Source organism: Evansella halocellulosilytica (genome assembly GCF_002335745.1).
GTDB lineage: Bacteria > Bacillota > Bacilli > Bacillales > Salisediminibacteriaceae > Bacillus_CA > Bacillus_CA halocellulosilytica.
Genome location: NZ_NIST01000001.1, coordinates 2,070,854 through 2,090,277 on the forward strand (window position 1 = coordinate 2,070,854; position 19,424 = coordinate 2,090,277).

Annotated in this window: 16 protein-coding genes; 9 read left to right on the plus strand and 7 right to left on the minus strand. The window is 37.5% G+C overall.

The window, feature by feature from the left end; genetic code table 11:
• The first annotated feature begins 37 nt into the window (after positions 1–37).
• Together CD001_RS09880 and CD001_RS09885 are read left to right on the plus strand one after the other, a co-directional pair.
• Positions 38–3,196, plus strand: coding sequence for a lantibiotic dehydratase (locus CD001_RS09880; protein ID WP_179298689.1), 3,159 nt, complete (start codon positions 38–40; stop codon positions 3,194–3,196).
• A complete protein-coding gene (locus CD001_RS09885; protein ID WP_096187404.1) occupies positions 3,197–5,041 on the plus strand; it encodes an ABC transporter ATP-binding protein in 1,845 nt (614 codons plus the stop codon).
• Positions 5,042–5,594: 553 nt separating this feature from the next.
• Here the strand turns inward: CD001_RS09885 and CD001_RS09895 are convergent.
• The 4 genes from CD001_RS09895 to CD001_RS09910 form a co-directional block, all read right to left on the minus strand.
• Positions 5,595–7,028 (minus strand): VOC family protein, encoded by a 1,434-nt coding sequence (locus CD001_RS09895; protein ID WP_179298690.1) that lies wholly within the window; start codon positions 7,026–7,028, stop codon positions 5,595–5,597.
• An 84-nt stretch (positions 7,029–7,112) separates the two neighbouring features.
• Positions 7,113–8,741: an RNA polymerase sigma factor gene (locus CD001_RS09900; protein ID WP_179298691.1), complete on the minus strand. Its 1,629-nt coding sequence runs from the start codon at positions 8,739–8,741 to the stop codon at positions 7,113–7,115.
• 560 nt (positions 8,742–9,301) lie between these two features.
• Positions 9,302–10,174 (minus strand): IS3 family transposase, encoded by an 873-nt coding sequence (locus CD001_RS09905; protein WP_096186060.1) that lies wholly within the window; start codon positions 10,172–10,174, stop codon positions 9,302–9,304.
• Positions 10,171–10,494: a transposase gene (locus CD001_RS09910; protein WP_096185832.1), complete on the minus strand. Its 324-nt coding sequence runs from the start codon at positions 10,492–10,494 to the stop codon at positions 10,171–10,173. The genes CD001_RS09905 and CD001_RS09910 overlap by 4 nt, the downstream gene beginning before the upstream one ends.
• 421 nt (positions 10,495–10,915) lie before the next feature.
• Here CD001_RS09910 and CD001_RS09915 point away from each other — a divergent pair, with 421 nt between their 5' ends.
• Positions 10,916–11,167 (plus strand): hypothetical protein, encoded by a 252-nt coding sequence (locus CD001_RS09915; protein WP_096187412.1) that lies wholly within the window; start codon positions 10,916–10,918, stop codon positions 11,165–11,167.
• On the opposite strand, the gene CD001_RS09920 is transcribed toward CD001_RS09915, so the two are convergent.
• The gene (locus tag CD001_RS09920; RefSeq protein WP_096187414.1) at positions 11,151–11,843 is read right to left on the minus strand and encodes an ArsR family transcriptional regulator; all 693 of its coding nucleotides are present in this window, start codon (positions 11,841–11,843) and stop codon (positions 11,151–11,153) included. The two genes, CD001_RS09915 and CD001_RS09920, sit on opposite strands and share 17 nt — an antisense overlap.
• Positions 11,844–11,960: 117 nt before the next feature.
• Between CD001_RS09920 and CD001_RS09925 the strand changes: the two genes are divergently transcribed.
• From CD001_RS09925 to CD001_RS09950, 6 genes are all read left to right on the plus strand, one after another.
• Complete coding sequence (locus CD001_RS09925) at positions 11,961–12,548, plus strand: flavin reductase family protein (RefSeq protein WP_096190549.1); 588 nt, start codon at positions 11,961–11,963, stop codon at positions 12,546–12,548.
• A 263-nt stretch (positions 12,549–12,811) separates the two neighbouring features.
• On the plus strand, positions 12,812–13,489 hold the full coding sequence (locus CD001_RS09930; protein ID WP_257009771.1) for a YqeB family protein: 678 nt from the start codon (positions 12,812–12,814) through the stop codon (positions 13,487–13,489).
• A 674-nt stretch (positions 13,490–14,163) separates the two neighbouring features.
• The gene (gene ltrA, locus CD001_RS09935; RefSeq protein WP_096187418.1) at positions 14,164–15,423 is read left to right on the plus strand and encodes a group II intron reverse transcriptase/maturase; all 1,260 of its coding nucleotides are present in this window, start codon (positions 14,164–14,166) and stop codon (positions 15,421–15,423) included.
• Between the two features lie 589 nt (positions 15,424–16,012).
• A complete protein-coding gene (gene sufU / locus CD001_RS09940; protein ID WP_096187420.1) occupies positions 16,013–16,456 on the plus strand; it encodes a Fe-S cluster assembly sulfur transfer protein SufU in 444 nt (147 codons plus the stop codon).
• 51 nt (positions 16,457–16,507) lie between these two features.
• Positions 16,508–17,497 carry a CobW family GTP-binding protein gene (locus tag CD001_RS09945; RefSeq protein WP_257009772.1) on the plus strand — a complete coding sequence of 330 codons (990 nt, stop codon included), beginning with the start codon at positions 16,508–16,510 and terminating at the stop codon, positions 17,495–17,497.
• 66 nt (positions 17,498–17,563) lie between these two features.
• Positions 17,564–17,986, plus strand: a complete 423-nt coding sequence (locus CD001_RS09950) for a (2Fe-2S) ferredoxin domain-containing protein (protein WP_096187424.1) — start codon at positions 17,564–17,566, stop codon at positions 17,984–17,986.
• A 38-nt stretch (positions 17,987–18,024) separates the two neighbouring features.
• Here the strand turns inward: CD001_RS09950 and CD001_RS09955 are convergent, their stop codons facing one another.
• The gene (locus tag CD001_RS09955; RefSeq protein ID WP_096187426.1) at positions 18,025–19,038 is read right to left on the minus strand and encodes a GTP-binding protein; all 1,014 of its coding nucleotides are present in this window, start codon (positions 19,036–19,038) and stop codon (positions 18,025–18,027) included.
• 99 nt (positions 19,039–19,137) lie between these two features.
• On the minus strand, positions 19,138–19,407 hold the full coding sequence (gene rpsN, locus CD001_RS09960) for a 30S ribosomal protein S14 (protein ID WP_096187428.1): 270 nt from the start codon (positions 19,405–19,407) through the stop codon (positions 19,138–19,140).
• Positions 19,408–19,424 lie beyond the last annotated feature (17 nt).

Here is a 19,424-nt window from a genome sequence, read left to right on the forward strand (position 1 = left end):
TATGACATAAATAATAATTATGAAAGGAGCCAAGCTGATGAATCATCAGTCTATGAGTTTATCTAATAAAAATCCTTATTTAAATTATGAAGTAATAGATTTTTTTCTTCTTCGTTCTCCAATCTTCCCTATGGAATTATATAAAAAGTTTTTTCTTACAGAATATAAGAGTAATGATTGGGATGAAATGTTGGAAGAAGCAGCAAGGCATTTAGAGCCTATTATACATAATGATCTTTTTAAAGAAGCAATCTTTTTAAGCAGTCCTTCTCTCTATAACAATCTAGATAATTTTAAAAGTAAAAATAAAAAAAAAAGAGAACAAGTAATTAAAAGTGTTGTGAGATATGTTATTAGGATGACAATGCGGAGTACCCCCTATGGCGTCTTATCAGGAGTTAATCTTGGTAAATTTGGGGAAAATTCAACTCTATCTATAAAGAAAATAAAAGAACACAAGAAAATAGCTAGACCTGATATGCATTGGTTAATAAAAGTAATCACGGGTTTGGAGAAAAATGATCAATTTCTACTCTCATTAAAATTAAGACGAAACCCTCTATATATTGAAAATGGATCAAGAGTTAAATTACCCTTTAATACAGCTTATGTAAAGGACTCTAAGTACGATATTAATATCACCACTAATTCTATTAGATTCACCCCTGTAGTTAATATGGTATTTCGTGAAACGGAAGAACCCATTTTATATGAGGACCTATTATATAAATTGAAAGGTCACTTTAATGAGGTCCCAATAGAATCTATTAAGAATTTTTTAAATCAATTAATTCATTTTGAATATCTAATAACGGATTTAAGGCCACCATTGACAGAAACATCACCTTTCGATTATATCTTAAAAAGACTTCAGATTATCGATTCTATAACTTATCCAATACCACAATTAAAGGAAATAAAAGATATGCTTAAGCAATATAATGAATTAGAGGTTGGGAAAGGGCAACAATTATTGATATCACTTACTCAGAAAATGAAGAACTTGGCAAAAGTAGATAACTATTTGCAGGTGGACCTAAACGTTAAAAAAGATGAATTGAGGTTATCAAAGCAACTTAAAAACGAGATTGGACAAGCAGCAGAAGTATTATGTTTACTGTCTCATAAAGATGATTCATTAGAGATGAGCGACTATTTAAATAAATTTTTAGAGCATTATGGAACGAGTAGAGAAGTTCCGATAGCCGAACTGTTAGATCCCGAAGTTGGATTAGGGCTACCAGAAGTATATAGAACGAATGATTATGAAGATAGGTCAACAAAGAGTTTTAATGAAATTCATAAAGCAAATTTATTTTCTGAATGGACAATGTCTGCTATTAGAGATAAAGATATTGAAATATGTTTAGATGAAGATAAGTTAGATCAATTGATAGATAATGAGAAAAACTATCGTAACCTTCCTGATTCGTTAGATATATATTTTCATATTGATGCATTATCTGAAAAACATATTGATAATGGTGAATATAATTTAGTACTTGGAGCTAGTGCAGGCTCTAATATTGCTGGAAAAACAACCGGTAGATTTTATCACATAATAGGCAATGAGTTTAAGGAATATTTTAAAAATATTAAAGAGGTACATCAAGAGATTCAAAAGGACAAGGTGATAGCTGAATTAGTTTATGTACCGACATCCGGACGTACAGCAAATATAGTTCAAACGTATAACTTTAGAGAATACGAGGTAGTTATTGGTACTAACCCAGCCAATAATAAAAAAAGTCGTATTGAGATTGATGATTTAGTAGTTGGCTCAACTTTGGAGCGCTTTTATATACGATCTAAATCCCTAAATAAAGAAGTGATATTAACAACAAATCATATGCTGAATCATAAAATCGCACCACCCATTTATCGTTTTCTTGTAGATATCAGCCATTCAACAATGGGGAATTGGTCATTTTTAAATTGGAATAGCGCAGACTTCCTTCCTCTTATACCTAGAGTAAAGGTTGGAAAAGTTGTTTTATCACCAGCCCAGTGGAAACTCAACAATGGAAGCTTACCTAGAACGGAAAATAGGGAGTGGTATCGTAATTTTAAGAGATGGAAAAAGCAATGGATGGTTCCTCGTTATATTTATTTAACAGTCGGTGATAACAGATTACTACTTGATTTAGAAAATCCTTTGCATATTAATGAGTTAAAAAGGGATTTCGGAAAAATAAAAGAAGGGGAGAGCTTACTTTTAACAGAAGCCTTAGGTGTTTTTTCATCTCCTTTATCAAGTGAGGAAGGATGCTTTAACGGTGAATACGTGTTTTCTCTCTATAATAAAAATAAAAAGGTAGAAAAATTACCTAATTATATCTTTGAAAGGAATTTTGGGAATATTCAAAATGATAATAGACGTTTCCTTCCAGGTAGTGAATGGCTTTATTTAAAACTTTATGGTTCCGGAGAACGCCAAGAAGAGTTGCTCGTTGATTTCCTCTATAATAAATCTTCACTATTTAATCAATGGAGTGAATCTTTTTATTTTATGAGGTATGTTGATGAAACGGATCATATTAGATTAAGATTCCAAGGATCTCCAAAAAAGTTGTTAAATGAAGGGATGCTGGAGTTAAACAAACATCTAGAAGTCATGGTAAGTGAAGGCATCATTTCGAAGTTTACAATAGATACTTATGAACGAGAAATTGAAAGGTACGGAGGTACAGAATTAATCAGTTACAGTGAAGAACTATTTGCTATTGATACCGAGTTTGTTTTGTATTGGTTAGCACATATAAGGTCAGGCGACGTTAATATAAATAAAGATATACTTGCAGTGACGAGTGTAATGAGCTATCTGAAGTGTTTTTATCAAACGTTAGATGAACAAATAGATTGGCTGAATTCAAGAATTAACCCTAAAAAGTATATGGAAGAGTATAGAAAATTAAAAAGGCAATTACTAGTTTCTAATATCGAGAATTTTTCGTCGGTCAATCAACATATTAAGGAGATAAATTCCAGAAGAGAAGAGGTACTATTAAACTATGCAAATAAAATATCTATATTTAACGATAAACAAGTTTTAACTAGTACTCCAGAAGAAATATTAGCTAGTATTATTCATTTACATTTAAATCGCTTTATAGGTATTGACCGAAATAGGGAAATTAAAATTTTAACCTTAACGAGGCATACGTTACTTTCGTTAAAACATATGGGGGGATTATAAGTGAACCAAGATTTAGTCTCGCTAAGTCCCAAAAATGTGGCTAGAACTTTTAAATTCTGGCCACGTATTTTTAAATTATTATGGAGAACCAATAAAACTTATTTTATCGGGATCTTGACTGTTAATATTCTGCAAGGATTTGCCCCTGCAGCGATAATATTGGCCATTCAAACTTTGATTAATAGTGTAGTAATTGCGACTTCTTCTGGGGAATTTCAATACATTTTAACAGCTTTCGTGCTTTTTTTGGTGATAACGTTTGCTAATGATTTACTTTCAATCATGGATTCGTACTATAGGAGCGTATATAATACAGCCTTAGGTAACCATATTAATTATGATATTGCAAATAAAGCCACTCAATTAGATCTTGAAAACTTTGAAAATGCAGAGATTCAAGATCATTTGAAAAGAGCTAAAGGAGAAGCAAGCTATAAACCATTTCAAATTTTTAGTGAAATACTTAATGTTATCAGTACTTTAGTAACTATTATTTCTGCATCATTGATATTGATTCTTTGGAATTGGTGGTTCGCTTTTTTTATCATCTTAATACCATTTCTCTCTTTTATATCTTTTCTAAAATTAGGGCAACAAGAATTTTTAATCCACTTTAATAGAGCACCAAAACAAAGAGAGAGCTGGTACTTATCCTATCTGATGACAAGAGACCTTACATATAAGGAGATTAAACTATATGGACTTGCCCCCTATCTTTTAAAGAAGTATAAAGGCATCTTAGATAGCTTTTTTTCTGAAGATAAAAAAATCGCACGGCAAAGACTACGGATTTTTATTTTATTTCAAAGTATAAATATTACAGCTATAGGTTTTATTGTTTATTTTATATTAAGAGAAGCATTCTTGGGAGCCGTTATGATCGGGAATGTTGTAGGTATGATACAAGCTGTTAACTTAACTCAAACGAATTCCAAAGGGTTAGTACAAGGGATTCTTAGTTTATGTCAAAATAATCTATACATCACCCAGTTATTCTATTTTTTAGATTATAAGTCTAAGTCAAATAAAGAGTTGGGAACATCAAAAGATGCCATTAAAAATATTGAAAGCATAGAGGTAAAAAATGTGAGTTTTAAATATCCTAATACTCATAAGAATGCTTTAAATAATATTAATTTAAGTATAAAAAAAGGGGAAACCGTAGCGGTTATTGGCAAAAACGGTTCAGGTAAAACGACTTTAATAAAAATCTTAACACAGCTATATAATAATCATGAAGGTGATATACTTGTTAATCAAAAGTCTATACAAAGTATAGATCTTGATTCTTACCACAAAAAAATAGGGATTGTTTTCCAAGATTTTATTCAATATGAAATGAAAGTAAGGGATAACATTGGCTTTGGAAACATTGGTTTAAAGGAAAACAACTTATATCTAAATAATGCTATAGAAAATGCAGGAATATCAGACGTAATAAATGCAATGCCAAAAGGGTTAGATACACAGTTAGGAAAATGGTTCCATAATGGTGAACAGCTGTCTGGTGGACAATGGCAAAGAATTGCGATAGCACGGTCTTTCTTTCGCGATGCAGACATGTATATTCTTGATGAACCAAGTTCTTATTTAGATCCAAACGCAGAGAAAGAGGTATTTACAAAATTTAAAGAATTAATAGATAGAAAGATAGGAATCTTTATTTCACACCGTATTTCTTCTGCAAAGTTGGCAGATAAAATTATTGTAATGGACAATGGAAGTATTGTTGAAGTTGGTACTCATCAAGAGTTAATGAATTTAGAAGGGTTATATGCAGAACTTTACAATATACAAGCAGAAGCATACAATAATGAAAGTTTAAGTGAAATTCAGCCTGTTTAATTATAATTTTCTCTACGATACTGAATGAAAAAGGAGTTGCTTTTCCGCAACTCCTTTAACGTTCGTCCATCATTACTGTTAAATATGGATGATTCACCATCTTCCGGTACAAATCTATTAGATGAAATTTCTTTGGCAGCAATTTTTAACATATAGCTTCTTTCAAAAATAGTTAGGAGGAATGTGAATCAAAAACATCTTTGCTGTTTTTATCTTTATCGATATGCTCTTCGAAGTCTTCTCTTAGCGCTTTACTTATTGAAACAATCTATAACTATGAAAGGGAATGCTGATACAATAGATGCTGCCTGCAATGCTCCAAGTCCTCTAAATGCTAGAAGTACAGGTGCTATAGTAACACCCATTCATAGATCCAAAAAAAGTTTCTGAGGCAATGGTATAGCTGCGAAGGGGCAACTTCATAAAAAATTTTTTCGATTACAAAAAACCTTCGTCGAAAGACGCAATGTCTTGTGAGACGAAGGCTAATACGATTCTTATTATTCATATGACGTGATTGTCTGAAATGCTGTACTTGGTGAAAAGAGTGGAATTAATCAATCTGGACAGATTTTACAGTGACCGCGCTGCCTATATCTGCACCAATACCGAGTTTGAAATGACATGATGAATAATCACCTTTTCGTTCAAAAATGGTTTTACCGTCGACGATGATTGAAGTTTGGCTCGCTTCCATTTTCCACTCGAGCGTTGTTAATGAATCATATGGCAATGCAGCATTTTGAACCCATATTTCTTCTTTCGTAATCGGATCGGTAAAACAAAGAGTACCTTCTGAACTCCATTTTACTCGAGCAGAGTGTCCACCGTAAAACACAGCCGAGCGTGTAAAACTATGAATGTCGGTTTTTAATGAAAAAGGGACTGAATAACTGTTTTCTGTACGGGCATAGCCCCAACGATCATCACAGCTAAGCCATAATCCTTCGCTTGTTGTAACCGCATGGCAGGAAGGGTCTGCGACTAGGCGGTCTTCGCCCGTTTCACCTGCTTTAACTAGTAAGTAAGCCGTTTTATCGTTATTAGACAACGTATCTACATTGAAAGATTTAACGGTTATTTGGCCCATTACCCCTGCTAGCGCAGCTTGACCGACGACGTTTCCGAAATATCCATCCTGACGATGAAATAGTTTACCATCAATGTGAATCTCCATACTGCGTTCATTGATTGTCCATGATACGTTAGCCCATTGCCCTAAAGGGATTGAGCCTTTATGATGGAACGTAAAATGTTTATTCATCTTCGGATTCACGATAAATAAATCATCACCGCTTCCATTTTTTTGAAGGTCCGGTGAGTTGCAAAAATTCAAAGCGACTAAACCATGGCGGCCATACGTTAAATAGAGGGAGCCTTTATCTATTCGAACAGTTGCTTCGATTTTTAAAGGTGCTTCATACGAAGTCTCCGTACGAGCATAACCTGTCAATTCAAGTCCATCAGAAGTTATTTTAGCGTGTTGAGCTTCGTCATTCACAATGAGCTGCGAACCTCCAGCATTATAGGTAATCTCTTGATTGTCAGTATTGGAGTTTTCTTCTTCGATTTCTTCACCAGTTCCTGGATCGCCACAAATCATGAGAAGGTTCCCGTCCGGATCTCGAAAGGTGAAAAAGGACATCCCTGGAAAATCCATAATATCTTCGACAATTTCAATTCCGGAATTTTTCACAAACTGATATGCTGCTCTTACATTTGGTGAATCGAACATAAGGATCGCTCTTTCCTCAGGAGGTAAGTTGCTATCATACCCATTTTGATCCAAAATAAAGTCTGATCCGCCATCCATCGAAATGGCATGTACTTTCTCTGTTGAGACCGATCGTTCAGACATTCCGAATAACTTGTGGTACCAGTTGCTTGATCGTTCCATGTTGCTAACATGCATAAACACTCCGCCCACCTTATTTCGGATCGGGTGAACGTTCTTTGATTTCACTTCCATTGTTTTGTTTTCCTTCATCTTATAAGCCTCCTTAATATGATTGGACATTTTATTGCCCTCAAACAATGTGATGCTGGAAATGATTTTTTCTTACATGTATGACTACGTTTTTTTTCGATTTAATAACAAAGCTGCTTCTTCCAATGCATTTGCTGCTTCTATTTCTTCTTCAGAAGCACGGCACAATAGCTGAGCAGAATGATCAGCTGGGCCAGGTGCGGTAGGGTCGGCACCAAATGGGAGCGGGAACAGTCTCGTGATAGTTTCCATTTTTTCAGAAATTCGGTCAAAAAGTAGAGCAGAATGTGCGATAGCTGATAATGATGATTCCGGCAGTGTTCGATCACCTTGTATGTTGTTACTTAAAAGTTTTTGTAAATACATTGAAGAATGTAAACGAGACTCCCGAGCTACAGCTAGATTATAGGCTACACTTAAAGGTTCAATCGATTGCTGCCGGTTGAATGAATCGATCCATTTGCGATAAGCAGACGTTCCACTGACAGAAAAACTAGCTTCCGTCATATCGTTCCCGTGGATGTTCTTTACTGCCTGTAACAAAATTTGAGCGATGAGATTTCGACGGTGCCCATTGAATCTTTGTTTCTGAGGAATGACGACGAACCATTCCATTGGCTGCTGATTTCGACTGAGTTTATTGTAAGGCAGTTTTTTACCACTTGTGGAAGTGTCTAAAATGACCCAGCTCTTCGTATCGTCGTTAAAGCCTGTGATCAGTCCAAACTCTGCATTATTCAAGCCCCAAGAAATAACCGGAATTCCATCTTCAAGTGCTTGATACATGTCTTCCATACAAGCAGTTAGCTCATCAGGTTGTTTCAACTGATAACGGGGGCTACCATGTATTTTTGCAGACAATCCAAGGTTATCCATTCCGGATAAAACCGATGAAGTCCAGTCATAGGAATATGGACCACTAATCCCAAGGTCATTTGCAGCATGAAACCGGAAGGCATGTCCTGTAGCAGCAAAAACATCAGTGAGGCTCATTTTACGAAATCCTAGTGAACCGGCTGCGATCAGGATCATCGAAGACAACGTGTCATAAGCACCGGCATAACGATGATATTGCGTGTGAAACGATCCTCCGGTATATGGTTTTCCACGTCGTCGTCTGGAAGAAATATACGTTTCTAGCTCATCTTCAAAACGAAAGTTAGTTAGCTTCGTCCTTGCACGCGATAATGCTGTGTAGACAGAACCACTTTTGATTCCAAGCTTTTTAGCTGTCTCAGAAATGCTCAGACCTTCCAGTACATGCGATCGGATAACCACACGTTCACGTTTACCTAATCTTTCGATGCTAGCTTCGACTTCCGAAAGTACTTGTGAACCAAGAGTATATGTAAAGGCTTCATCCGTGTCGTTATGGTGAAAGGTTGAACGAATCTCATCTAACGATTTATCCTCGACGAGCGATTCACGCCGTACTCCTGGTGACCGGAGAGCCATTAATGACTGATTACGGACGATTGACTTAAGCCAAGGTAAAAACTTTTCAGGATCCTCAAGGCTGCCAATATGACGGAGCGTTTGAATGAGAGCGTCTTGAACGATATCCTCAGCTTTCGTAGAATTACGTACTATTTTATTTGCCCATTGAAGCATTTTCCTCCTGTGTTGTCCGATCAAAGTACTTAGCGCTTCATGGCTGCCTTTTTGTGCTTTTTTCACTAACAATACGTGTGAAAGTTCTTCGTATGACTTCATTTTCATTCTCCTATAGCAGTAATTTTATTTATTAAAAAGTTGAATAGTAGAGTTTAATTTGGTAGCTCCGGACAATGGTATAGTTTCATTGCTCAAAATTTAATAAACAGAATTGAATTGTATATTGTCTATGAATGTAAAGATACGACAAGCAGTAGAGGAATCCTTCTAATAGTGTGAATCGACTTGTCTGGGACTGGATTTGTTTTGATGTGCAGGTTTTCGGGGGGGGGCTAAGGTGATCAAAAGGCTTTTTTTGGTCGAATAAGGTATCTGATGTCCGTGAAAAACTGAAGAGGAATTGAGCGGCCATAGGATCCGCTATGTGTGACGAAAAGGGTGATTAGTGGAGTTGTGCGGACACAGTGGACCTATGTCAAGAAAGTAGACACCTAAATAACGAATTTTTGGATTTATAGTTGCTTTAACTAGTTGGCCTTTGTTCACCTTTCGAAAAGTATAGATAATTCAGCGGAAGCGTCAAGCCCAAACCGCTTGACCCCTCCACTTCATCATCTGTTTGATGGTTAGGTGAAGTAAGGGCCAAACTACTACTCGTATTAAGCAGCTTTCCTATCAAACTGCTTTGCATATTGCATTGGTGACAGGTATCCAATAGAACTGTGTATTCTTTTGCGATTATAGAAAAACTCAATGTATTGGAACATACTAGTATAAGCCTGCTCCTTGGTTTTAAACCGACGACCTTTTAATAATTCTTTTTTCAAAACACTAAAAAATGATTCTACACAAGCATTGTCATAACAATTGCCAGTACGACTCATACTAGCTTCCATACCATAACTTTCGAGTCGTTGACGATATTCTTTTGATGCGTATTGAGTACCTCGGTCTGAATGATGGATTAAGTCTTTGTTTGGATTTTTTGATTCATAAGCATTTTCCAGAGCTTCTAACACGATTTCATTTGCCATGTGACCTTTAAGACTCCAGCCAACAATTTCACGAGTACAAAGATCAAGGATGACCGCCAAGTATAATTTCCCCTGGCGACAAGGAATATAGGTAATATCAGCACCCCAAACCTTGTTAGGAGCTGCTATACGAAAGTTTTGATCCAATTTATTAGGAGCGATAGGATTTGCATGATTAGAATCTGTTGTAACGACCTTGAACTTCTTTGACACACAAGAGCGTAACCCTAGCTCATTCATATATTTACTAACTGTTCTTTGACTAACTTGATAGTTTTCTTTCCACAACATTTGGGTGATTTTCGGACTACCATAAATCCCATGACTATCTTTAAAATGGTACTCGATTCGGTCTTGAATTTCTCTTTTTCGAAGCTCTTGTTGACTAACCTCACGTTTTTTCCACTTGAAATAGCCACTCCGCGATACTTGCAGTACTTTACACATCTTCTTCACTGAAAATTCGGAGCTATGCTTTTCAATGAATTCGAACCTCATGGCCGTGGTTTGCTGAAGATGTGCACCGCCTTTTTTACAATTGCCAACTCTTCTTGAGTGTCTGCTAGTTTGCGGTCTTTTTCTCTTAATTGACGTTCTTGACCTCGTAACTGTTGTTCTAATTTACGAATACGTTCTTCACTTGCCAGTGGTTCATTATCAAATTCTCGATATTGAGTCATCCACTGATGTAGACAACTTAATGGAATATCTAATTCTTGTGCTATGTCTCTCATCGTTTTCTTTTGCTTCTGCTCTTGAGCAAATTTAACTGTTTGACGTTTAAATTCTTCACTATACCTTTGCCGACGTTCACCCATGGGAACCCCTCCTTGTATTATCATCTCATCATGTCCAATTATAATGTTCGTTAAAGGGGTGTCCACTTTTTATTCTATATTCACAGGATCCTCTATTTAGTAAAAAAGTCGATAATTTCATGTATTTTGAGGTAGATAACGGAACAGCTGTCCTCCAAAGCTACCGAAAAGCTGAATATTGGCCAAATAAGGGATCTGATGTCCGCGAAATCACCTATCGTACAGGAGAACCCTGATGTCCGCGAAATCGCCACGCAATCACAGGTAACCACCTGCAGAACTATGCGGCCACAGGATCCGCTATATGTGCCGAAAATGCTCTTTTTTAAAGTTATGCGGCCACAGGATCCTCTATTAACCCCCAAATGAGATGATTACACGTGTTTTGGAGTAGATAACGGAACAGGTGTCCTCCAAAAGTATGAAAAAGCTGATCATTGGCCAAATAAGAGATCTGATGTCCGCGAAATCGCCTATCGTACAGGGAGATACTGATGTCCGCGAAATCGACTATCGTACAGGTGGAAACCCTGATGTCCGCGAAATCCCCACCGTACTGTGGGAAATTGATGTCCGAGAAATCGCCTATCGTACAGGTGAACCACTGATACCCGCGAAAATCTCCAGCCCGAACGGACTTCCATGTTCATTGTCATTTAAGATTCTAGAGTAACCCCGAAGGTTGTTTTCAGATTTTGTTTACCAACTTCTGTCACTTTGATCGCTCGAGTGTCAGGGACTTTTTGTATCCATTGTAGCTCAATAAGTCTTTTAAAAAGAGCGTTACCTACAGCTCCTGATACGTGATAACGTCTTTCACTCCAATCTAGGCACTTGTTAATGTATGCACGACGTTTCCTCTTTACTTCCTTAAGGTCAATTTGGAGATCTTCGAAAAATGTTTCCCCTTTTGAGGTGAGAGTAAATGAGTTTCCCTCATCTTTTACAAGTTCGTGGTCGAGCAAAAAATCTGTTATTTTCACGCCTACTTGTCCAGCAAGGTGGTCATAGCAGGTTCTCGCATAACGCATAGCTTTATCTTCGGTAGCTTGCTTAAAGGACTTAATCTCAACTTTTGGAGCAATAGACAACAAAGATTCTAAAGCGGTTGCAACCTCGTGGTTGTCTATGCCGTAATAACGGTGTCTTCCTTGTTTTACAACTTTGACGACATTCGCTTCTATCATCTTTTTCAAATGAAAGCTTGCCGTTTGGGGCTTAATTCCAGCTACATATGCGAGGCTGCTTGCAGGATGAAGCCTTCCGTCTAACAGAGCAGTTAAAATTGCAGCCCGGGACGGCTCACTAATTAATGAAGCGATGGAAGCAACATTCGGACTCATGTTCATATCATCTCCTTCTATGTAATCCATATTTCGATGATAATGGAAATGTTCATCGATTACAATGTTTATATCATGAAGGAGGTTATAGAATTGGAACAACAATCAGCTAAAAAAATTGAAATGGAAACGATTTATCCAAAAATCCTGTACTATGGTACACCTGTCATTTTATTAACAACATTAAATGAAGATGAAACTGTTAATATTAGTCCAATTTCATCATCTTGGGCATTAGGGAACTATATTATTTTAGGACTTGGTGTAGGAGGAAAAGCATTTGAAAATGTAAATCGACATCCTGAATGTGTAATAAATATTCCGAATCCAGTTCTTTGGAATCATGTAGAAATGTTAGCTCCCTTTACTGGTAAAAATCCAGTACCAGAGTATAAAGCAGAAATAGGGTTTACATACAATAATAAAAAATATGAAGAGAGTAAATTAACTCCTGTAAACTCAAAGTGTGTCCAGCCTACACGAATTCTAGAGTGTCCTATACAAATTGAGGCAAAAGTACATGCAATAAGGATTCCAAATTATTGCCCTGATCTATCAATCGTCGAAACAGAATCACTCCATGTTCATGCCCACAAGAACATCCTCTCAGAGGAAAACCACATTGACCCTGAAAAGTGGAGTCCATTGATTTATAATTTTCGTCACTATTTTGGCTTAGGGACGCACCTAGGAAAGACGTTCCGAGCGTAAAGGAGCGAACGCCATAAATAAAAGGATTTTGATAATAGATATCATGCTTTGACTCATGGTATCTATTTATTTACATTCAGTTTTTTGTCATAAGTGTGAAAATGATGATTGCACGTTGCGTAATAACGAAAAATGAATGTCCAACATTTTCATAGATTAGTAAGAAGATTGATTCCAACCTTGATTATTGATATAATTATATTGATTAACTGATCAAAAAATTGACTAATTAGTTAAAACGTTATAGAAAAGAGGAATTGTTCTTGGATTTTAAAACGGTTCTTGGTTTATCAAAGGTTGAGAAATTAATCATTATTATATTGCCGCCAATATTAGGCGGAGTTGTAGGATGGTTCGGGCAGACAGTAGCTTATTGGTTATCGAAGATTCCTTTTATTCCATTTGGAGGACCACTTAATTGGTATTCAGCTTTGGAGAATCCATGGATTCCAATCATATCTGGAAGTGCAGGTTTACTTGCTGGAATCCTTTTTACGATATATGCGTTTAGTGAATCACTTAAAATGACGATTTCAGATAAAGAATTGGAGCTGCACTTAAAAAATAAGGTGGAGATCTTTGCAAAGAAAGACATATTTGCACTTTTTATAGAAGGAAAAAAATTAGTTTTATTAGATCATCATGGAAACGAGCTTTTCCGGGGACAATTTGAATCAAAAAAAGATCATGTTGAAGAGTCTCTAAAGCGACATAACTATCCTCTGAAAATGAACGATCCTTATGAAAATCAATATCAACGTTGGGTAAAAGATCACCCTGACTTTTCAGGGCAAATCAATACACTTTTATCAGATAGGTATGATGCCTTGAAAAAAGGGGAACAAGAAGAAATACAATCATTACGTAAAGACCTCGTCAAACTAGGCGTAATTGTGAAGGATGAGGATGATCGACAGTATGTAAGGAAAGTAGAAAGCTAATATTTTTATAACAGAAAAGCGCACATGAGATATAAGTAAAATCACACCACTTTCACAACATGAATCACAAAAATGATTGACATTTAACAAGGACATGGAGAACACCTCCATGTCCTTGTTTTAGTGCGCCCAGCATGGGTGTAATCTATAGGGTGAAAGTCCCGAACCACGAAGGCAGAAGTAGTGGTTAGCCAAACGCAAGGGTGTCCATGGTGACGTGGAATCTGAAGGAAGCGAGCGGCAGACCTCCGGTCTGAGGAACACGAACTTCATATGAGGCTAGGTATCACTGGATGAGTTTGCTAAACAAAACAAAGTCCGTTCGGCCGAAGGTGGTACAGAGTAAATGAAGCAGATAGGTGGAGGGAAAGATTGCCCTCTTACCTGGGGAGGCCTGGCTGTAACGCCAAGCTCACTTGGTAACCTATTTAGTGATAAATAGCTGAACAGTCAGGAGTCAGCAGAGGCCATAGTACTTTGAATGACCTAGAGATTTAAGGGAAGGGCCGAATCATTTAAGAAGAATTAGCGCTTGGCGTACGTATTACTCAATGAAGCAGAAACATATAATCCTTCCTAATGGAGGACGTGGTGAATCCCACAGGGGACATAAGAAGGGCTGAGAGTAATACCACACAAGAAGATGATCTAATTCACGTAGGAGATTGATAAGAATGTTGGAACGAGTTCTATCACGGCAAAATTTAAATCGCGCACTCGAAAGAGTGGAGCGTAATAAAGGAAGTCACGGTGTAGATGGGATGAACGTACAAAAACTACGACCTTATCTTCATGAACACTGGGCATCCCTGCGAGCTCAGCTCGAAAGTGGTACCTATCAACCTCAACCTGTTCGCCGAGTCGAAATCCCGAAACCGAGCGGAGGCAAGAGGAAATTAGGAATCCCGACTGTGATAGACCGTTTCATACAACAGGCTATTGCACAAACACTGAGTGAGGTTTATGACCCAACATTCTCCACCAAAAGTTTTGGGTTCCGACCAGACAAACGTGCTCACGACGCTGTTCGACAAGCTAGGGGGTATATTAAAGAGGGTTGTCGCTGGGTCGTAGACATTGACCTAGAGAAATTCTTCGATAAGGTAAACCATGATAGATTAATGAGAACATTAAGCTATCGAGTGGATGACCCCATACTACTTAGGTTGATACGTAGGTATCTTCAATCTGGTGTGATGGAGAAAGGCCTTGTCAGTCCTAATACTGAAGGGACTCCGCAAGGAGGACCGCTTAGTCCCCTCCTGTCTAACATTGTTCTAGACGAACTGGACAAGGAACTGGAGGAAAGAGGCCTTGCCTTCGTACGCTATGCCGACGATTGTAATATCTACGTCCGCTCTAGAAGAGCAGGTGACCGGATAATGGAAAGTATTACAACGTTTATTGAGAAGAACCTCAAACTGAAGGTGAACAAAGAGAAGAGTGCAGTAGACCGACCATGGAGAAGAACATTCCGAGGCTTCACTTTCACCAACAACATTAAACAACCGAAAATTAGAGTATCCAAGCAAAGTATTCAACGTTTTAAACTGAGAATACGAAAACTCACCTCGAGGAAATGGTCAATTTCTATGGGGGATAGGATAGAGAAAATCAACCGCTATCTGATCGGTTGGATGGGCTATTATCAACTAGCCGAAACTACCTCAGTCTTTAAAAGGATTGATGGTTGGCTTCGAAGAAGGTTGAGGATGATTCGATGGAAAGAGTGGAAGAAGATTAAAACGAAACAAAAGAATCTTAGGAAGCAAGGAATCAATGAACAACAGGCATGGGAGTGGGCTAATTCTAGACTAGGATACTGGCGTATAGCTAAAAGTCCTATATTAGATAGAGCCCTTGATAACCGATATTGGAATAATCAAGGGCTTAAAAGTCTACTTTTGAGATATCAATCGTTACGTTGGACTTAAATGAAACCGCCGTGTACCGAACGGTACGCACGGTGGTGTGAGAGGTCGGGGGTTAGTCACCCCCTCCTACTCGATTTAATTTGTTGAAAAACGACCTTTTGATTGTTGAAATACAGTTGTTGTTAAGCTTCAACGTTTTTGGGCGATTACATCAGTAAACGTCTGAGATTGTGCGGACACTGGATCCGCTATATGTGCTGAAAAGGCTCATTTTCGAAGCTCACCGGACACCATGTTCCTCTATCTAGTCAAAAAGTTGATGATTTCTTGTGTTTTGAAGTGGATAACGGAACGTATGTCCTCGAACGCATCAAAAATGCCGTTTATTGACCATTTAAGGGCTCTGATGTCCGCGAAATTCCATCCCCCTCAAGGTGAATGAAGGCAGATGGATGTCCGCGAAAATTCACTATTCCCTCTGAGAAACACGCGATGTCCGTGGATCTCGAGCAGAAATGACTGCAAAAGGATTTAGTAATCGATTTGACCTTGGGATATGAATCCTTTACAATAAAGTTTAAATCGTAATAATTACGATTTACAAAAAGAATTTACAAAAAGATACTAGATCAAAAACTGGAGGAATGACATGTTAAATGATCTATATCGTAACTTGGTGATGGAACATGCTAAATATAGACGAAATTATCGTAAGCTTGAAGGAGATATGGTGAGAAAAGTGTATTACAAAAATCCAACGTGCGGTGATGTCATCACACTTTACTTAATAATAGAAGAAGACACAATTAAGGAGGTTTCGTTTTTAGGAGAAGGGTGCAGTATTAGTATGGCCTCATCATCGATGATGACAGAGCTTATTTATGGTCAGAAGTTATCTCACGTATCAGTGATGAGAAATGAGTTCGAGCAATTTATACGTCAAGGTCAACTGCCTTCTAGCGGAAGCGACTTTGGAGATGCTCTGTCATTACAAGGAGTCTATAAATTGAAAGCTCGTCATAATTGTGCCCTCATGGCGTGGCAAGCATTAGACAAACTATTAGATCTATCTGTTAAAGGAAAAGATGATTAATCAAATGAACTAACCTTAAGTGTACGAACACTTCAAATGGAGGTATTCACGATGAATATATACAACAAAGTTCCAGTTACGGTCCTGACAGGGTTTCTAGGAGCGGGAAAGACAACCTTATTGAACTATTTATTAAGTGAAAATCATGGGAAGAAGATTGCCGTTATTGTGAATGAGTTTGGCGAAGTAGGGATTGATAACAAGTTAGTTGTTGGAGCAGATGAAGAGTTTTTTGAAATGAATAATGGGTGTATCTGTTGTACGGTTCGCGGTGATTTAATTCGAATTCTTCATGACTTAATGGAAAGGAGAAGAGGGAAGGGTGAACAGAAAACACTTGAGTTTGATCGGATTGTGATAGAGACTACCGGGCTCGCGGATCCTGGACCGGTTGCCCAAACATTTTTTGTTGATCAAACCATTTCAAGTTATTATCAATTGGATTCAATTGTCACTGTCGTGGATGCCTACCATGCACATGAACAGCTCGATCGATCGATGGAAGCACAGGAGCAGGTTGCCTTTGCTGACGTCCTCTTATTAAATAAAATCGATCTCGTTGATGATGATGAATTATCAAAACTGGAAAATCGTTTAAGAAGGATAAACCCTTCCGCATCGATTCAATATGGAACATACAGCAAAGTTGACTTAGATTCATTGTTAGATTTGTATTCATTTGATTTAGATAAAAAGCTTGAAATAGCTCCAAACTTTCTTGACGATCACCATCACCATCATCATGATGATGATGTGAAGGCGATCGTTATGAGGTCCGAAAGACCATTGAATTTAAAAAAAGTGGAAATGTGGATGGAGACGATCATCAAAATACTCGGTCCGAATATGTACCGCTATAAAGGGATTTTAAATATTAAAGATGTAGAGGAGAGGATTGTATTCCAAGGCGTTCATATGATGTTTTCTGGGCATTCGGACAGGCGATGGAAATCAGATGAAAAACGGACGAGTGAAATGGTCGTCATAGGAAAAGAACTAGATGAAAACTGGTTTCAAGAACAATTTGAAAATTGCATTTGAAGATCAGGAAATCATTCGGTTTAGCTGAAGCGATCACGATTTTTTGATTAAAGGAGATAACGAAAAATGGCAACTTGGGATTTAACGAAGACACGCCACCATCTATTCATATGTAATGGTAGCAGCTGCAATAAAGCTGGTGCGGAAGAATTAACGCAAGCGGTAAGAAAAGAGATTTCATCTCATGGTGCAGATGAAATCATTCATACATCAAGAACTCTTTGTAACGGCAGGTGTCAAGATAAATGTGTGTTAATTACATATCCGGAAGGGTATTGGTATAAAGATATGACAAGAGATGATGCTTCAGAATTGATCAATGCGTTACTGGAAGGAAGATTTATGAACGAGAAAATCAGTCACTCTTTTACAGGGGGAAGTTTTGAACGGACTGAAGGGACGATTATCGGAATAGAAAAAGATCGAGAGTTAGTGGAAAAGGTATCAAAGAAGCACCAATGCTGCATATATAAAAACACGATTTCATAGCCAAGCAGCTAGAAATCGTGTTTTTATGTGACATTTTATCATTTCGTATTTAAATGGGTTATTGGCACTTCGGGGAAAAGGCATTCTTCTAAACGTTCCGCTATCATTTGTTTATCAAGCTGGTAGCCAATAAACAATAACTCCGTTAAAAAAGGAGCGCTCACTCCCTTTCCATAAAGAGAAATGTCTGAGTGAAATTCAATGGATGGACCTATTTGTGAAATATAATAGATCTCCTCCCCGATTGTTGGAGTGCACATCCCTTTTGTACGTAATAATCCGTCCGGGAGGTTATTGAAAAAATTCTCCAGTTTATTGAGATCGATCGGAAGATGACTTTGATATACGAACGTATTCATTCCGTGACCGCCAACGAATGATAATGGTGATGTTCGTTTAAATAGCTCAATTTGGTGTTTGTAAAGTGAGTGTGAAGGATAAACATTTTCCTCGAAATCAGTCTTCATAGTCATGAATTGTTCAATAGTGAAAATATTCGCTAACGGCTGAAGTTTTCGAATGAAACAAATTAATTCAGCCAGGTAATCATCTGGAGCATTCTTTGCATTGGATAAAATGATTGTGTGAGCCTCTTCTAAGGTAGTAATGAAAAGTTCTCCTAATGTATAGGCATCCTGTCTGTTCATAAGTGTGTCGCTCGAAGAATAATCGAACCAAAAACGTTCCGCATCAAGAACATAGATATGCTCCTGTAAACGTGAGAAGGGGTATATGTCGTAGAGTGATTCCACTTGAAAGCTAATCGGCACATCGATAATCATTTGAGCATTGTCTTTATCGTTTCGTCTGTTAGTTAAAATAGAAGAAAGCTCCTCAGATGTAGCTGCTTTTACGTCATGAACAACCTCTCTAATCACACTTTTTCGAATAGAATGAGGTTCATTTACATAGTTTTCTTTTCTCATTCTATCTTCATAAAGAAGGATTTCCCGATTGGGTTCTATTTTCTTAAGATGCTTTAGAACATCCGTTTTTTCTGAATCAGAGATCCCCGTTACAAGAATGTAAGGAATGTGTTCTTTCGGATTCATCTTACCTCTCCTTCTTATGCTGGAAAAGAACACCCGTGAAGGGCGAGTGTGCCGTTACAATCCTTTGTGACAAAGGGTTGGTGAGAACCATATGTTTCTTTACCAGCTGGATTTCTTCACCCCTGGAATTTGTCCTTTGTGAGCTAATTCCCGAAATGCAATTCTAGACAGTTTAAACTTACGTAACACACCTCGTGGTCTTCCGGTCATTTCGCACCTTCTTGTTAACCGGGTCGGGGAGGAATCCCTTGGCAGTTTTCTTAATGCTTCGTAGTCTCCTTTTTCTTTTAATTCCCTTCTTAAATCAGCATATTGAGCAACAAGCGCTTGGCGTTTTTTCTCTTTTGCAACCTTTGATTTTTTAGCCATATTCGAAATCTCCTTTC

What these genes read in the sequence shown, in the direction of transcription:
- rpsN (WP_096187428.1), bottom strand. Translation starts at nt 19,407, where the DNA reads ATGGCTAAAAAATCAAAGGTTGCAAAAGAGAAAAAACGCCAAGCGCTT.
- CD001_RS09925 (WP_096190549.1), top strand. Translation starts at nt 11,961, where the DNA reads ATGGAAACGATTTATCCAAAAATCCTGTACTATGGTACACCTGTCATT.
- CD001_RS09905 (WP_096186060.1), bottom strand. Translation starts at nt 10,174, where the DNA reads ATGAGGTTCGAATTCATTGAAAAGCATAGCTCCGAATTTTCAGTGAAG.
- ltrA (WP_096187418.1), top strand. Translation starts at nt 14,164, where the DNA reads ATGTTGGAACGAGTTCTATCACGGCAAAATTTAAATCGCGCACTCGAA.
- CD001_RS09955 (WP_096187426.1), bottom strand. Translation starts at nt 19,038, where the DNA reads ATGAATCCGAAAGAACACATTCCTTACATTCTTGTAACGGGGATCTCT.
- CD001_RS09945 (WP_257009772.1), top strand. Translation starts at nt 16,508, where the DNA reads ATGAATATATACAACAAAGTTCCAGTTACGGTCCTGACAGGGTTTCTA.
- sufU (WP_096187420.1), top strand. Translation starts at nt 16,013, where the DNA reads ATGTTAAATGATCTATATCGTAACTTGGTGATGGAACATGCTAAATAT.
- CD001_RS09895 (WP_179298690.1), bottom strand. Translation starts at nt 7,028, where the DNA reads ATGAAGGAAAACAAAACAATGGAAGTGAAATCAAAGAACGTTCACCCG.
- CD001_RS09920 (WP_096187414.1), bottom strand. Translation starts at nt 11,843, where the DNA reads ATGAACATGAGTCCGAATGTTGCTTCCATCGCTTCATTAATTAGTGAG.
- CD001_RS09910 (WP_096185832.1), bottom strand. Translation starts at nt 10,494, where the DNA reads ATGGGTGAACGTCGGCAAAGGTATAGTGAAGAATTTAAACGTCAAACA.
- CD001_RS09900 (WP_179298691.1), bottom strand. Translation starts at nt 8,741, where the DNA reads ATGAAGTCATACGAAGAACTTTCACACGTATTGTTAGTGAAAAAAGCA.
- CD001_RS09915 (WP_096187412.1), top strand. Translation starts at nt 10,916, where the DNA reads ATGAAAAAGCTGATCATTGGCCAAATAAGAGATCTGATGTCCGCGAAA.
- CD001_RS09950 (WP_096187424.1), top strand. Translation starts at nt 17,564, where the DNA reads ATGGCAACTTGGGATTTAACGAAGACACGCCACCATCTATTCATATGT.
- CD001_RS09880 (WP_179298689.1), top strand. Translation starts at nt 38, where the DNA reads ATGAATCATCAGTCTATGAGTTTATCTAATAAAAATCCTTATTTAAAT.